This is a genomic window from Saccharothrix stipae (assembly GCF_054781895.1).
Window position 1 is genome coordinate 23,622 of sequence record NZ_BAAGTN010000012.1, and the last position, 15,438, is coordinate 39,059.

11 protein-coding genes are annotated in these 15,438 nt (G+C 72.3%); 5 read left to right on the forward strand and 6 right to left on the reverse strand.

Translation table 11 applies throughout. The annotated features are described in order from the left end of the window. Positions 1–54 precede the first annotated feature (54 nt). Positions 55–3,393 (reverse strand): BTAD domain-containing putative transcriptional regulator, encoded by a 3,339-nt coding sequence (locus ACYVLT_RS26790; RefSeq protein WP_461122974.1) that lies wholly within the window; start codon positions 3,391–3,393, stop codon positions 55–57. A 181-nt stretch (positions 3,394–3,574) separates the two neighbouring features. On the opposite strand from ACYVLT_RS26790, the gene ACYVLT_RS26795 reads away from it, so the two are divergent. Then, complete coding sequence (locus tag ACYVLT_RS26795; protein WP_461122975.1) at positions 3,575–4,447, forward strand: alpha/beta fold hydrolase; 873 nt, start codon at positions 3,575–3,577, stop codon at positions 4,445–4,447. A 211-nt stretch (positions 4,448–4,658) separates the two neighbouring features. On the opposite strand, the gene ACYVLT_RS26800 is transcribed toward ACYVLT_RS26795, so the two are convergent. Beyond that, the gene (locus ACYVLT_RS26800) at positions 4,659–5,684 is read right to left on the reverse strand and encodes a TerC family protein (protein ID WP_461122976.1); all 1,026 of its coding nucleotides are present in this window, start codon (positions 5,682–5,684) and stop codon (positions 4,659–4,661) included. A gap of 21 nt (positions 5,685–5,705) precedes the next feature. Beyond that, positions 5,706–5,852, reverse strand: a complete 147-nt coding sequence (locus ACYVLT_RS26805; RefSeq protein WP_461122977.1) for a hypothetical protein — start codon at positions 5,850–5,852, stop codon at positions 5,706–5,708. Positions 5,853–5,994: 142 nt separating this feature from the next. On the opposite strand from ACYVLT_RS26805, the gene ACYVLT_RS26810 reads away from it, so the two are divergent. From ACYVLT_RS26810 to ACYVLT_RS26820, 3 genes are read left to right on the forward strand one after another with little or no spacing between them, the layout of a single operon-like run. After that, a complete protein-coding gene (locus ACYVLT_RS26810; protein WP_461122978.1) occupies positions 5,995–6,381 on the forward strand; it encodes an STAS domain-containing protein in 387 nt (128 codons plus the stop codon). Between the two features lie 49 nt (positions 6,382–6,430). Beyond that, positions 6,431–7,198 (forward strand): YwaF family protein, encoded by a 768-nt coding sequence (locus ACYVLT_RS26815; RefSeq protein ID WP_461122979.1) that lies wholly within the window; start codon positions 6,431–6,433, stop codon positions 7,196–7,198. Beyond that, positions 7,176–7,721, forward strand: coding sequence for a GNAT family N-acetyltransferase (locus ACYVLT_RS26820; RefSeq protein ID WP_461122980.1), 546 nt, complete (start codon positions 7,176–7,178; stop codon positions 7,719–7,721). Before ACYVLT_RS26815 ends, ACYVLT_RS26820 begins: the two co-directional genes overlap by 23 nt. A 92-nt stretch (positions 7,722–7,813) precedes the next feature. Here the strand turns inward: ACYVLT_RS26820 and ACYVLT_RS26825 are convergent, their stop codons facing one another. Next, complete coding sequence (locus ACYVLT_RS26825) at positions 7,814–9,820, reverse strand: GTP-binding protein (RefSeq protein ID WP_461123058.1); 2,007 nt, start codon at positions 9,818–9,820, stop codon at positions 7,814–7,816. Between the two features lie 308 nt (positions 9,821–10,128). Between ACYVLT_RS26825 and ACYVLT_RS26830 the strand changes: the two genes are divergently transcribed. Further along, complete coding sequence (locus ACYVLT_RS26830; RefSeq protein ID WP_461122981.1) at positions 10,129–10,674, forward strand: hypothetical protein; 546 nt, start codon at positions 10,129–10,131, stop codon at positions 10,672–10,674. A gap of 54 nt (positions 10,675–10,728) precedes the next feature. Here the strand turns inward: ACYVLT_RS26830 and ACYVLT_RS26835 are convergent, their stop codons facing one another. Together ACYVLT_RS26835 and ACYVLT_RS26840 are read right to left on the reverse strand one after the other, a co-directional pair. Then, complete coding sequence (locus tag ACYVLT_RS26835) at positions 10,729–14,010, reverse strand: discoidin domain-containing protein (RefSeq protein ID WP_461122982.1); 3,282 nt, start codon at positions 14,008–14,010, stop codon at positions 10,729–10,731. Next, positions 14,007–15,437, reverse strand: coding sequence for a glycoside hydrolase family 43 protein (locus ACYVLT_RS26840; protein WP_461122983.1), 1,431 nt, complete (start codon positions 15,435–15,437; stop codon positions 14,007–14,009). Before ACYVLT_RS26840 ends, ACYVLT_RS26835 begins: the two co-directional genes overlap by 4 nt. Position 15,438: the final 1 nt, after the last annotated feature.

The window sequence follows — 15,438 nt, forward strand, 5'->3', positions numbered from 1 at the left end:
GTCCGAGGTGCGTGAGATCGGGATGTTCACCCAAGGCGACCCTGCGACCGCGCACTAGGTGACGCGCGGGACGGTCCACTGTGGAGTGTTCAGCCGGTCGGCGATCTCCTCGGCCCGGCGGTGGTGCGCCGCGGCCTCTTCGTGGCGTCCCAGGACGGTGGCGAGGTTGCCGAGGTGGTGCGCGGTGGGGCCGAAGGAGATCAGACCGCTGCCCGCGCCGGCGAGTTCTCCGGCCGCCGGGAGCAGGCGGGCGTAGAGGCGTTCCGCCGCAGGCCGGTCGCCTGCTTCGACGGCGATCACGGCGTGCAGGCACGTCCTGGCTTCGAGGAGCAGGTCGTGCGGCGGATCGGGCACGGTGGCGGCGAGGGCTTCGGCGCGCTTGCCCCGTGCCAGCAGCACGACGGGGCGTGCCCACGGCTCGTGCGGACCCCAGTCGCCGTCCTCGACCACGCCGAGGCTCAGCAGGGCCAACGGGAGCATCCCGCGTTCCACGCCGGGCATGCCGGCGCTGGCGAGCCGGGACGCGGCGGCGCGGTAGGCGGCCTCGGCCTCGTCCCGCCGACCGGACACCGCCAGTCGCAGCGCGGCGTACCAGGCGGTGAAGACGCCGACCAGCGGCAGGTCGTGGCGCTCGGCGAGCGCGTCGGCCTCGGCCGCGTGCCGGTCGGCGGCGGCCAGGTCGGCGAGCGCGGCGCGGGCCTGGAGCCCGATCAGGTGGCCGAGCACCTCGAACGTCACCAGGCCGTGGCGCGCGGCCAGGTCGAGCAGGTCGTCACCGATCCGGGCCCGGTCGGGCGCGAGGCCCGCCCGGTGGCACGTCTGGAGGAAGCGGCCGTTGAGCGCCAACGCGAGCAACGACGGGTCGTCCAGGTCGCGGGCGATCGCCTCCGCTTCCCGGGCCGCCTCCATGCCCCTGTGGCCGGGGTCGGCGCGCCGTTCCATGGCGATGGTGATCAGCAGGCGCGCGCGTTCGGCCTCGTGGCCTGGCGGGAGGAGGGTCAGGGTTCGTTCGGCCGCGCTGGTGAGGCGGGCGGACAGGGCTTCGTCGTCGTTGGTGGTCCAGATCGCGGGGACGTCGAAGGAGCCGATCGTGCGCGCGGTCAGCACCGGGTCGCCGACCGCCTCGGTGGCCGCCTCCGCCCGGTACCGCCGGGCCTGCTCCAGGTCGCCGGTCACCGCCAGCGACCGCACCAGGCCCATCACGGCCTCCAGGCGTGCCGTCGGTTCGGTGGTTGGTGAGCGGTCGAGCGCCTCCCGCCACAGCGCCGCGGCCTGGTGGGGCGCGAACCGGCGCTCGGCCCGTTCGGCGGCGGCACGGGCGTAGTGCGCGGTGCGTGCGGCGGTGGCCCGGCTCCCGGCGCGCAGGAGGTGGTGGGCGATGGCCTCGACGTCGTCGGGGTGCGCCCGCTCGACGACGTCGGCGGCCGCGGCGTGCCACCGGGCCCGGCGGGTGCGGGTGATGTCGTCGTACAGGGTTTCGCGGACCAGCGCGTGGGCGAACCGCAGGCGGTCGGCGTCCGGTTCCACCAGGAAGCCGGCGAGCAGCGCCGACTCGACCGAGTCCAGCACGGCGTCCTCGTCGTCCCCGGTGAGCGGGATCAGCACGTCCAGGTCGACGTCCTGACCGAGGACCGACGCTTGCCGCAGGTGGGTGCGGGTGGTCTCGGTGAGCTGGGTGAGGCGGTGGCGGATCACGTCCCGGACGCCGGCGGGCACGGTGCGCAGGGCCGGGTCGGTCTCCCAGAGCCGGGTGAGCTCGCGGACGAAGAACGGGTTGCCGCCGCTGCGGGTGTGGATCGCGCGGACGTCGGCGGCCGTCGGCTCGCGGTCCGCGATGGCCTCGACCAGTTCCCGCACCCCCGGTTCGGTCAGCCCGCCCAGGTAGACGCGGGTCGGTTCGACGCGGGCGGCCCGGCCGAGGGCTCCGGTCAACGCGGCGGGGATCTCGGTGGAGCGGTAGGTGGCGACGATCAGCACCGGCCCGGTGTCGCGGTCGGCGGCCAACGAGGTCAGCAGGGCGAGGGTCTCCTCGTCGGCCCAGTGCACGTCATCGAAGACCAGCAGCACCGGGCGACGCGCGGCGACCGCGGCCAGGTAGGCACCAATGGCCCGGTGCCGGTGAAACCGCGCCGCGACGGGGTCCTCGACGGTCGCGGTGTCAGCGGGCGTCGCGGCGGGGGTCACAGCGGTGGTAGCGGCGGGGGTCGCGGCGGCGGGGGTGTCGGCGGCGGCGGGGGTGTCGGCGGCGGCGGGGGTGTCGGCGGCGGCGGGGCCGGCGGCGGGGCCAGCGGTGTCGGCGGCGGCGGTGCCGAGGGTGGGTAGTGGCTGGTGGTCGGCGGCGAGGGCGTCGCGCATCTGCGTCCACGGCCAGGCGGCGGGCGCGCCGCGCAGTTCGGGGCACGTGCCCCACGCGGTCGTCCAGCCGGCGGCGGCGAGTCGTTCGGTCAGCGCCGCGGCCAGCGCCGTCTTGCCCGCGCCCGCGACCCCGGACACCAGAGCCAACCTCGGCCGCCCCGCCGCTGCCGCCGTCGCGGCTGCCCGCGCCAACTCGGCCAACTCGTCCGCGCGGCCGACGAACGGGACGGGCCGCGGGTCCGGCGCGGGTGTGGCGGGCGGTGCCGCGGTGTCCGAGCCGGTGGTCAGGTCCGGGGCGTGGGCGAGGATGTCGGACTCCAGCCGGCGCAGGGCGGGGCCGGGGTCGACGCCGAGTTCGGTGCGCAGCGACTCACGGGCCTCGCGCAGCGTCGCCAACGCCTCGCCCTGCCTGCCCGTCCGGTAGAGCGCGAGGGCGAGCAGCCTCCGGCCGTCCTCGCGCAGCGGGTGCGCGGCGACGTGCGCCCCCAGCTCCGGCGCCGTCTCGGCGGCCTTGCCCAGCGCCAACGCCGCCTCGGCCCGCCGTTCGACCGCCAGCAGCCGCATCTCGTCCAGCCGGGTCGCCTCGGCGCGGGCCCAGGGTTGGTCGGCGAACTCGGCGTACGCGGGGCCGCGCCAGAGTGCCAGCGCCTCGCCCAGCAGCGCGTAGGCGTCCGCGGGCCGGCCGGCGGCGTGCGACCGGGCCGACGACGCGACGGCGTCCTCGAACCGCCGGGCGTCCACGTCCTCCGCCCGCAGTGCGTAGCCGGGCGGTGCGGTGACCAGGAGCCGGGCGGGCGTCCGGGGCGGGCGATCCGGTTCGAGTGCCTTGCGCAACGCGCCCACGAACGTCTGCACGGCGCCGAGCGCCCCGTCCGGCGCGTCGTCCCAGAGGTCGTCGATCAGCCGCGTGACCGGCACGACCCGGCCGTTGGCGACCAGCAGCCGTGCCAGCACGGCCCGGTGGCGCGGTCCCTTGAGGTCCACCGGCCCGCGCTCGTCCACGGCCTCCAACGGCCCCAACACCCCGAAACGCACCATCGCCGACAACGTATCCGACGCCCCACCCACCGGCCGACCGAGTCGACGCTGATCAGACCGCTGGTCAGACCGCTGACCAGACCGCTGATCGACGGCTGACCGAACGCTGATCGGCACGACGCACAGTTGTCGACGAACCCACCAACACCCCTTCGACCGACCGATCGACCGGGAGCCGAACATGAAGATCGCCTCGTTCACCCAGCAGCGCGTCACCGTCGCCGACGGCGTCGCGCTCAACGTCGCCGTGGGCGGCTCGGGCAGCCCCGTCGTGCTGCTCCACGGCTTCCCCCAGACCCACCTGATGTGGCGGCACGTCGCCGCCGACCTGGCCGCCGACCACACCGTCATCTGCCCCGACCTGCGCGGTTACGGCGACAGCGACAAGCCGGTCGACGTCGACGGGCAGACCTACGCCAAGCGCACGATGGCCGCCGACGTCGTCACCCTCGCCCGTGCCCTCGGGCACGACCGCTTCGCGCTCGCCGGGCACGACCGGGGCGCGCTGGTCGCCATCCGCGCCGGGCTCGACCACCCGGACGTGGTCACCCACCTGGCGTCGCTGGACGTCCTGCCGACCCTCGACATGTGGGACGTGCTGCACGGCACCACCGCCGCCGTCGGCTTCCACCTCTACCTGATGGCGCAGCCGCCCGGCCTGCCCGAGACCATGATCAGCGCCTCGGCGGACGCGTTCTTCGGCCACTTCCTCGACCTCTGGGGCACCGACCCGGCCGCGATCCCGGCCGACGTCCGCGCCGCCTACCTGAAGGCGTCACGCGAGGCGGTCCCCTCGATCGTCGCCGACTACCGCGCCTCCGCCACCGTGGACGTCGACCACGACCGGGCCGACCGCGAGGCCGGGAACCGGCTGCGGATGCCGGTGACCGTGCTGCAACAGGACTGGGGCGCCGCCCTCGGCTTCGACGCCGCCGCCCGGTGGCGCGAGTGGGCACCGGACCTGGAGCACCACACCGTCTCGTCCGGCCACTTCATGGCCGAAGAGGCACCCGGCGACGTCGTCAAGGCCCTCCGCCACCTCCTGACCCGCTAACACCCCCACCCCCGCGCGTGTCCTACCTCCAGAACACGCGTGTCCTACCTCCAGAACGCGAGAGTCCTACGTTCAGAACGCGAGAGTCCTACGTTCGCGTACCCCGAGTTCAACACTCAGAACGCCCGGCACCGTTCTGGACGTTCAACTCGACTGTTCCGAACGTAGGACACGCGCGTTCCGGACGTAGGACACGCGCGGGGTGGCAAGGTCACGTCGGTTCCCCGCGACGTGGCTGCGGCCGTTCGGCGCCCGAGCCGCCCTCCGCCCTGGCACGACGGGCCCGCAACGAACCCGGACGTGCCTTCACCGACGGGTCACGCCGCGTCTTGACCAGGCTCGCCACGGTCACCACCGACAACACCACCACGATCACCGCGAGGCTGACCAACGTCGGCACCTCCGGCACGCGGGCGTCCACGTCCTTGTGCACCCACTGGAGGATCAGCTTCACCCCGATGAACGCCAGGATCAGCGACAACCCCGTCGACAGGTACACCAACCGGTCCAGCAACCCCTTGACCAGGAAGAACAAGGCCCGCAACCCCAGCAGCGCGAACGCGTTCGCGACGAACACGACGTAGGGCTCCGACGTGATCCCGAACACCGCCGGGATGGAGTCCAGCGCGAACAGCACGTCGATGCTGCCGATCGCGAGCAGCACCACGAACAGCGGCGTGGCCATCGGCCTGCCCCCGTCGCGGGTGAACAGCTTGCCGCCGTCGTAGTCGTCGGCGACCGGCAGCACCCGGCGCGCGGTCTTGACCACGACGTTGTCCTCGACGTCGGGATCCTCGTCCCGGTGCCGGAACAGCTGCACGGCCGTGTAGATCAACAACAGCCCGAACACCAGGAACACGAACGAGAACAACGCCAGCAGGGTCGCGCCCACCGCGATGAACACCCCGCGCAAGGCCAGCGCGAGCACGATGCCGAACGTCAGCACCTTGTGCTGGTGGTCCTCCGGCACGGAGAACGTCGACATGATGATCACGAACACGAACAGGTTGTCGACCGACAGGCTCTTCTCCACCAGGTACCCGACGAAGTACTCGGTCCCCGCCTCCCCGCCGTGCGCCATCGTGAACCACACGCCGAACAGCACCGCGAACAGCACGTAGAACACCGACCAGGCGGTCGCCTCACCGATCCCGACCCGGTGCGGCCGCACCACCGCCTGCACCAGGTCCACCGCGAGCAGCGCGAGGACGACGCCGATGGTGACCACCCAGGTCATGACCCCGATGTCGGCCACGGATCAGGTACCCGAGGTGGGTGGCACCGGCGGGGGCAGCGGCTTCGGCGGTATCGGCTCGGGCCCGGTCGGCTGCGGCCGGCGCGGCACGGGATCCGGCACCGACGGGTCCGGCGGGTCGGGCTCGTGGTCACGGGGGTACGAGCTCACGCGTCCCTCCTCACGGCGTCGACGGCCTCGACGGCCTCGTGGCGTCGTCGTGATCCGGGTTCCCCGCTCACGCCGGGCGTAACGCCGAGCCGGACCGGGACGACGCCACGGTCACACAAACCCATCCCGAGGGAGCGCGTCCATGACCGATCGGCATTGGCAGGCCGATGAACTCGCCGTCGACACGATCGAGGTCCGCGGCTTCGCGGTCACCCGTGTCACCGGCGAGGTCGACCTGGCGGGTGTCGACCTGATCCGCGCCGAGTTGCACGCCCAGCTCGAACGGCGGCCGCCGGTGCTGGTGGCGGACCTGACCGAGGTGACCATCCTCGGTTCGCTCGGCATCGCGGCGCTGCTCGACGCCCACCACCGCGCGGTCGCGGCGGGCGTCGGGTTCGCGGTCGTGGCGAACCGCCGGTCGGTGGTCCGCCCGCTCCAGCTCACCGAGGTCGACCGGTTGCTCACCGTGGTGCCGACACTCGACCTGGTGAGTGCGCCGACCACACCCGGCGAGCGCCGCCCCGGCTGAACACCGACCGTCGGCGTATCGACGGACCGTCACCCGGGTAGCCCACCGTGTGGCGTACGAGCCCGACTTCACCCCGTACGGCCCCTCGCACTGGGTCGTGCTGGGTCTGTTCGCGGTGGGAGCCGCGGTCGTGGTGGCGCTGGGCCGCACGCGGCCGTCACGTCGCTTCTCCCGCGCGTTCGCCGCCGTGGTGCTGTTGCTCCAGGTCGGCATCCACACCTACCTGATGCTGCCGCCGCGCTGGGACGTCCAGCACTCGCTGCCGCTGCAACTGTCCGACCTGGCGGGCCCGATCGCCGCCTGGGCGTTGTGGACGCAACGCCGGTGGGCCTGCGCGCTCACCTACTACTGGGGGCTGACGTTGAGCGTCCAGGCCCTGGTGACGCCCGTGCTGCGGGTCGACTTCCCCGACCTCGGGTTCCTGCTGTTCTGGGCCACGCACCTGTTCGTCGTCTGGGCGGCCGTCTACCTGACCTGGGGCCTGGGGCTGCGGCCCGACTGGCGCGGCTACCGGCTGGCGGTGCTGATCACGGTGGCGTGGGCGGCGGCGATGTTCGCGCTCAACGCGGCGCTCGGCTCGAACTACGGCTACCTCAACCGCAAACCGCCGACCGCGTCCGTGCTCGACCTGCTGGGTGACTGGCCGTGGTACCTGGTGCCGGAGAGCGCGTCCGTGCTGGTGGTGTGGGCGTTGATGACGTGGCCGTGGACCCGCCGGGACGGTGGCGGTCGGTCCGGCGGGCACCCGTCGGACCCGGGAAATCCGGTGGACGGCGACGCCGGCGGCAACGACCATGCGCACCGTGACAGCGGATGACGTGCGTTTCGTCGAGCTGGACGGCCGCGTCATGGCCGCCCTGCTCGACGGTGACCTGACCGCGGCCGAGGTCGCGCTCACCGAGTACTTCCTGACCGACCGGGCGCGGTGGCTGTGGCGGTACCGGCTGGACCAGATCGCCGCCGACCCCGGCAACGCCCGGTGGATGGCGCGGCTCGCCGTGGTGGACGAGGGCGCGGTGGACGGTGAAGCGGTCGGCGACGTGGTGGTCGGGCACGCCGGGTTCCACGGTCCGCCGGACGCCGCGGGCATGGTCGAGATCGGCTACTCCGTCGACCCGGCGTTCCGGCGGCGCGGCTACGCCAGGGCCGCGTTGGTGGAACTGCTGCGCCGGGCCGCCGCCGACCCCGGCGTCCGGACCGTGCGGGCGACGATCGGCCCGGACAACGAGGCGTCCCTGGCCACCATCGCGGGCTTCGGGTTCGTCGAGGTCGGCGAGCAGTGGGACGACGAGGACGGGCTGGAGCTGATCTTCGAACGCCCGGCGACCCAACCGGTGTAGCCCACCCGGTGCAGCCGAGCCGGTGCCGCCCAGCCGCTCTGGCCAGTCGGTGCAGCGCAGTCGGTGCAGCCCAGTCGGTGCAGCCCGGCCGGTCACCGGGTGGCCAGGTTCCGGTTCGACAGGAACCGCAGGTACTCGTCGTGGTCCAGCGGGTTGCCGTCCGTCCTGGCCCTGGTCGGCGGCTGCCCCCTGACCACCCGGGCCGGCCCCGGCTCGTGCCAGATGCTCCCCTCGCCGCGGGTCAGGCCGGGCAGCGCGGCGGCCAGGTCGTGCAGCGACCGGGCCGGGATGCCACCCGGCACCAGCCACGCCGAGCCGGACGCCACCGCCGGTCCGAGGTCGGCGCCCAGCGAGAGCAGCAGACCCGTCACCGCGCTCAGCGCGTCGTCCGGCACCTCCACCTCCACCCGGTAACCGGGCTCGTGGACCGCGCTGCCCGCCCGCCGCAACGCCCGCAGCAGCACGATCGGCGTGAGGTGCCGGAAGTCGGCGGCGACCGTGTTCGGCGCCAGGCAGCCGACCCGCGTGACGGTGACCGCGCAGTCGGTCACCTCCCACCCGTGCAGGCCCTGCTGGAGCGTCGTCCGCACCGCCTCCTCGATGGCCCGGTGGTAGGCCTTCGGCAGCAGGCCGAGCTGAGCCTGCCTGGTGAACGTGGTGCCGGTCCCCGGCGGCAGCGGCTCGACGCGCACCCCCACCGTCTGCCAGAAGTCGTTCGGGCCACGCGGGTCGAACTCGTGCACGGCCTCGCCCCGGCCCACCGGCCGCTCGAAGTACACCGGCCGGACCTGCTCGAACACCGCCTTGATGCCGTACTCGCGGTCGAGCCGATCCGCGATCACCTCCCGCTGCACCGCGCCGTAGAGCAGCACCGACGTCGCGCCACCGGCCGCTCGCGTGCGGATCAGCGGATCCTCGTCGGCCAGCCGGGTGAGCGCGGCGTGCAACTCGGCGGCACGGCCGGGCCGCTCGGGTCGCACGACCGACTCCAGGATCGGCGGCGAGAAGTGCGACCCCGGCTCGTCGTCGTCCGTGCCCAACCGGTCACCCACGCGCACCCCCGGCAGACCCCGCAGCTTGCCGATGTCACCCGCGGTGAGCGGTCCGGACCCGCCGCCGACGACCTCCAGCCCGGCGATGCGCCCCTGGTGCTCCTCGACCGCACCCGAGCCGTCGCGCCGCCGCAACGCCACCCGCTGCCGACCGTGCAGGGTCCCGGAGAACAGGCGCAGGTAGGCGACCTTCTCCCCCTTGCCGGTGCGCTCGACGGCGAACACCGTGCCGCGCAGGCCCTCGGACGACGCCGGGCGCGGCGCGAGGAACCTCCGCACCCCGTCGGCGAGCTCCGCCGTCCCCGCGCCCGACATCGCCGAGCCGAAGAACACCGGGTGCACCACCCCGCGGCACGTCTGGTCGCGCAGCAGGCCCGCGACGTCGTCGGGCGGTTCGCCGTCGACGAGCCGGCCGAGGAGCGAGAGGTCGTGGTCGGCGAGGACCTCGGCCACCTCGGCGGCGAACGCGCGGTCGGCGAACGACCGGGCGAACACGGTGGCGTCCCGCGTGCCGAGCCGCTCGACCCGCGCCACCGGCACGACGGCCGGTGTGAGCCTGCGGCGGATCTCGGCGAGCAGGTCGTCCTGCCGCGCGCCCATCCGGTCCACCTTGTTGACGAAGATCAGCGTCGGCAGGCGCAGCCGCCGCAGCGACCTCATCAGCACCCTGGTCTGCGCCTGCACGCCCTCGACCGCCGAGATGACCAGCACGGCGCCGTCGAGCACGGACAGGGCGCGTTCGACCTCGGCGATGAAATCGGGGTGCCCCGGCGTGTCCACCAGGTTCACCTGGAGATCACCCAGCGCGAACCACGCCACGGCGGAGCGGATGGTGATGCCGCGACGGCGTTCCAGCTCGCCGCTGTCGGTCTGGGTGTCACCGCCGTCGACGCTGCCCAGCCGCGGGATCCTCCCGTGGTCGAACAGCAGCCGTTCGGTGAGGCTGGTCTTACCGGCGTCGACGTGCGCGAGCACGCCCAGGTTGAGGGTTCGAGTGGAGATGACGGTCCTCGGGGGTGTGGGAAGGGGCGTCTGACCGGAGCACACCGTCGAGTCGCCGCATCTCACTCCTCCTCGTGGACCACACCGCACACGCGGACCGGAACACGGTAGATCGAACCGCCGGATCCCGCCGGCCGATTTCGCCGCGGCAGCGGCCGTGCCGGGCGATGACAAAGGCGAGCGGCCCGGCGGACGGCCACCGCATACCACGGTCAGCCAGTCAGAAAATCTCCCACTTGGCCGCTGTGCGGTAACCCGCCGGCTCCTAAGCTGGCCGTCGACCCTGCCGCACCCCTGCACCGGCCCGGTCACCCCGGGTCCGACGAGGGCTGCCCGTCGAAAGGACAGTTCCCATGCGTACCGGTCGATTCCGCGCCGCCCTCGTGGCCGTCGCCACGGCACTGCTCACCATCACCGGCGCGACCACGGCCTCGGCGGCGCCCGCCGAAGCCGTCCAGGACACCGTCTTCCACCCCGCCGCCGAGACGCCGGTCACCGCGCTGGTCACGAAGCTGACCCACGCCGACGCCGCCGCCCGCTTCCGCGCCGCCGGCATCACGTGGTCCTCCAGCGGCGGTTGCAGCGACCGCAACAACCCGACCTGCACGTCGTTCTCGCAGATCAACCTGACCACGGTGCAGGGCGCGGTGACCCTCAAGAGCGCCAGCGGTTGCGCGTTGAACATCACCGGCGGCACCGAGACCGGCCACGCGAGCGGCACCTACAGCCACTGGAACGGCTACAAGCTCGACTACAGCCTCTACAGCTGCGTCGGCAACTACATCCGCGGCAACTTCGCCTACATCGGTGGCAACAAGTGGCAGTCCGGCTCCGGGAACATCTACTTCCTGGAGAGCAACCACTGGGACGTCACCTACTACAACTGCGGCGGCTGCTGACACCGCCGCGCGAGGAGGGGGACCGGCCGGCGCGTGGCCGGTCCCCCGCCGCGGTCAGCCGAAGACCTTGACCTCCAGCAGGCCGACCGAGTCGGCGCCGCTCTGGAGCACCACCCGCAGCCGGGTCGTGCTCACCGCCGTGAACGTCACCTCCTGGTACCGGTCGGCCGCCACCGGGTACCCGCTCGCACCCGGCACGTCGGCGTAGGCCGAGCCGTTCCAGTGCTGCACCTTCCACGACGCGGGCAGGTCGACGCCCTGGCCGTCGTCGAAGAAGTACACGTGCGCGGACTTCACCGACCTGGCCGAGTCCCAGGTCAGCTCGGCCCACTGCTCGCCCGTGTTCGGCCAAGTGCCCCACCGCGGGTTCACCGTGTCGTTGGACGACGGCGGGTCCACCCCGTCGTTGATCGCGGCCACCGACTCCCACGACGAGGTGTAGGACGCGGACGGGGCCGCTGACGGCGCCAGGTTCCCGGGTGGCGGGTCCGGATCGCCGCCACCGCCCCGGTTGTGCACCTTCACCTCGGTCAACCCGGTCTTGAACCCGGGCGCGTGGGTGACCTGCACCCGGATCCGCTGCGTGGACACCGGGGTGAACCGGACCCGGTTGTAGTTGGCCCTCGGTGTCGTCGGCGTCCTGGTCTGCGCCGCCGCGCCCACCCAGGCGGAGCCGTTCCAGTACTGGACCGCGTACGACGACGGCGCGCGGTAGCGGTTGCCCGCCCGGTCGTCGCGGAAGTACAGCCGCGCCTCGTCCACCGTGCGCTGCTGCCGGAAGTCGATCTCGTACCAGTCCGAGGAGCCGGGCGATCCCGAGGTGCCCCACAGCGGCTCGTTGATCGGGAACCCGTCGACGGCGGCGCCGGTGGACGTGCCGGCCGCCGTGTACGACGCCGTGACGGCCGCGCCCTGCGCCAGGTTCGGCGTGGTCGAGGTCAGGTCGACGCCCGCCTTGGCGAACATGTCCACCATCCGCGCGCCGCCGTGCGCCACGTCCTGCGGCGCCCGCAACCCCGCGATCGCCACGCTGTAGTTCACCGTGCCCGCGCCGGACGGGAACGTGACCTGACCGCTCGCCGGGTCGTAGAGCACCCGGGTGAGCCGGTCGACGGTGAACGCGCGGGTGCCGTTCAGGTAGACCGAATAGCCCTGCGGCACGCCGTTGTAGCGGGTGACGCCGTCGGCCGGGTCGTCCCACACCACGCTCAGGTCCATGTTGCGGTAGCGCAGGTTGTTGACCGCGAAGTGCGACCAGCCGATGTCGATCGGCGAGAGCTCGATCCGGCTGTCCGTGCGCGGGCGCAACCCGGCCACGTCCTCGACCACGGTCCAGTTGCTGCTGCCGAGGATGTTGTGGTGGATCCACGAGCGGTAGTCGATGCTCTTGGCGCCCGCGTTCCAGTTCGCCCAGAACTCGTTGGCGTCCGGCCACTGCGTGTTGCCGCCGACGTACTGCGCCCAGGTGTTCCAGTAGAGCAGCTTCTTGTAGTCCTCCGCGGTCATCCACTGGTTTGGGTAGTTGCGCAGCACCGACGAGTACAACCGGAACTGCACGGTGGAGTTGATGGTGGAGAAGTTGTTGGATCCGGGGTGGCCCGCCTGCGCCGCCTCCGCCTTGTCCCGCTGGTTGGCCGTGTAGAACGGGAACACCGGGTACTCGGCCGGGTCGGCGAACAGCCGCAGCGCCTGCTTGTACTGGTCGGTGCTCGGCATCAGGCCGACCGAGAACGGGTAGTAGTTGTTGATCTCCTTCCACGGCACGTGCGCGTTCGTGGCCACGTGCTTGTGCTCCACCAACTGCCGGGACGGGTTCCACAGCGTGTTCACCACGCCGGTGCGGATCCGGTCGGCCAGCGCCTGCATCTCGGTCGCCTTCGCCGAGTTCCCGGTCAGCGCGTACGCCTGCTGGGCCGCCATCGCGCCGCTCCACACGTACGCCGTCTCGGCCCGGTCGAGGTTGCCCGCCCGCCAGTCGAACGACACCGCGTCGGCGTCGTTGCCGGTCATCGCGCCCCAGTCGTACTCGATGACGCCGTTGTTGTTGGTGTCGAACGTGGCCAACTGCCCCTTCACGTCACCCTCGGCGTACTTGGCCAGGTTCCCGGCCACGGCGGGTTGGCCGCCGTGGACCTGGTAGCTGCGCCAGGCCGCCTCGGAGATGTACTGGGTGTAGGAGTTGGACCAGTTCTCCGGGTCGCCGGGGTTGTCCATGAACCGGCCGCCCTTGGACGACTGGCCCACCGACAGCCACGGCCCGTACGAGTAGACCGGGTCGCGCAGGTACTTCAGGTCGTCGATGTGCATCGGCTGGGTCAACGCGATCGCGTTGTTGTAGCCGGTGACGCCCTCGATCGAGACCGGGAACTGGAAGTCCTGGCCGGGGATGTCCACGTCGAGGTGGTTGAAGCGCATCAACCACCAGCGGTAGTACACGTTCTTCTCGATCGCCGGGTCGGGCACGTCGATGTACGGGATGTTGTCGGCCCACCAACGGTTGTAGGCGCGCACGTGGGTGGCGAACGCGACCGACGGCGAGTGCCCCCGGTAGGCGTTGTACTCGGTCAGCGACTCGGGGATCTCGTCGGTGACGAACCCCATGACGACCTTGGTGGTGGTCGACTGGCCCGCGCCCAGCGTGATCGACCGGGTGAGCGCGCCGCTCGCGGCGGTGAACCCGTCACCGGCCAACCTGGGCCGGATCGTGGTCAGGTTGTTCTTCACCAGCCGTGCGCCGGTCAGCTCCGAGCCGCTGACCGCGGTCGCGTACGGCGAGGTGACGCGCAGCGGCAGGGTGGTCGACGCCGAGCCGGTGTTGGTGACGGTCAGGTTGGTCACGGCGACGTTGTCGTGCGTGATGAACTTCGCCACCTCCACCCGGACGCCGGTGCCGGTGTAGACGCCCTTCCAGTGGCTCGGCGCCTGCCACCGGCTCGCCACCTGCTCGGTCAGCGTCCCCGAGCCGACGGTGACGGCGTAGGCGTTCTGGCTGCTGATGTTGTCCCAGTACGCGGCGTTCCCGCCGAAGCCGATGACACCGGGGTTGTGGGTGTACATGAACAGGCCGCGGCCGCGGGTCATCAGCCACGGGCCCGCCGGGTCGTTGCCGGGCCGGGCGAGCAAGCGGTCGACCCAGAAGTCCGTGCCGCCGCTCTCGGCGTCGTAGATGGCGCGCATGGTGCTGCCGGTGTTGTAGCCGACCGGCGGCGCAGGGGTCGACGGTCCGGTGAACGTCGGGTAGCCGATCGTCTGCGCGGCGGCGGCGCTGTGCACGGACATGGGCACGGGCACGAGCAGCGCGCCGAGCACCACCGCGACCGCCAGCCGTCGGGTCACGCCTGGAAGGCTTGCCATTCCAACACCCCCGTCGAGAAGTCGGGCTTCGAGGTGATCGACAACCGCAGCCGCGTGGTGTTCACGGCGGTGAACGTGGTCGTGTTGACCGTGTTGCCCGCGACGCCGCACGCCGACTGGCCGGGCACGGCGACGTAGGTGCCGCCGTTCCAGTACTGCACCTCGCACGACGCGGGCAGGTCGATGCCCTGGTCGTCGTCGAACCAGTACGTGGCCACCTTGTCGATCGACTTGGCGGTCGGCCACTGGTACTCGACCCACTGCGTGCCGCGCTCGGGCCAGTTGCCGTAGGCGAGGTTCGAGCGGTCCGCGGAGTTCGCGGGCGTGCCGCCGTTGTTGAGCGCGGCCACCGTCTCCCACGCCGAGACGTACGACGTGGACGAGGTCGCCGAGGTGGCCAGGTTGGTGCCCGTGCCGGGGTTGCCGCCGGGGTTCGGCGGCGGCCCGGTGGTGGTCTGGGTGACCTTGCGCATCGTGCCGTCGGCGTTGAAGTGCAGCAGGTCGACCGCGACGGACCGGCGGAAGTTGCCGCCGCCGGGTGCGTTCGCGTTGTGGTAGACGATGTACCACTGCCCGTTGAACTGCACCACGCCCGCGTGGTTGGTGGTCGAGGAGACCTGGTCGAGCACGACGCCGCGGTGCGTCCACGGCCCCAGCGGGCTGGTGGCGGTGGCGTAGCGCTGGCAGGCGTAGTTGGAGTTGGTGACGCAGCCGTTGGTGTCGTTGGCCGCGTACATCATGTAGTACAGGCCGTTGCGCTTGAACATCCAGGGCGCTTCCCAGAAGTTCGCCAAGCCCTGCGGCGTGCTCACGGCACCGTCCAGCTCGATCATGTTGGGCTTGAGCTTGGCCGCCCGCGCGCCCCAGTAGCCGCCCCAGTAGAGGTAGGACTGGCCGTCGTCGTCGGTGAACACGGTCGGGTCGATGTTCAGCCCGGACGAGTTGGGCGTGCCGTCGCTGACCAGCGGCCCGCCCTTCGCGTCGCGGAACGGGCCGAGCGGGCTGTCGCCGACCGCGACGCCGATGTCCATCCAGCCCGCGCCGTTGCCGTTGACCGAGGTGTACCAGTAGTACTTGCCGTTCTTGGCCTCGACCTCGCTCGCCCACGCGTCCGCGCCCGCCCACGGGAACGTGCCGATGTTCGCCCGCGCGCCGTGGTCGGTCCAGGTGGCGGCGTCGGTCGAGGACAGCACCCGCCACTCGCGCATGACGAAGTTGTTCGTGCCCGAGGGCGCTTCGTCCCGGCCCGCGTAGACGTACATGGTGTTGCCGACGACCAGGGGCGCCGGATCGGCGGTGTAGTAGTTCGTGACGATCGGGTTGGCCGCGAACGCGGCCGGTGCGACGGCGGCGGAGGCGACGAGCGCGAGTGCCGCGCCCAGCTTCACCGCCCGGTGTCGGGTGCGCATG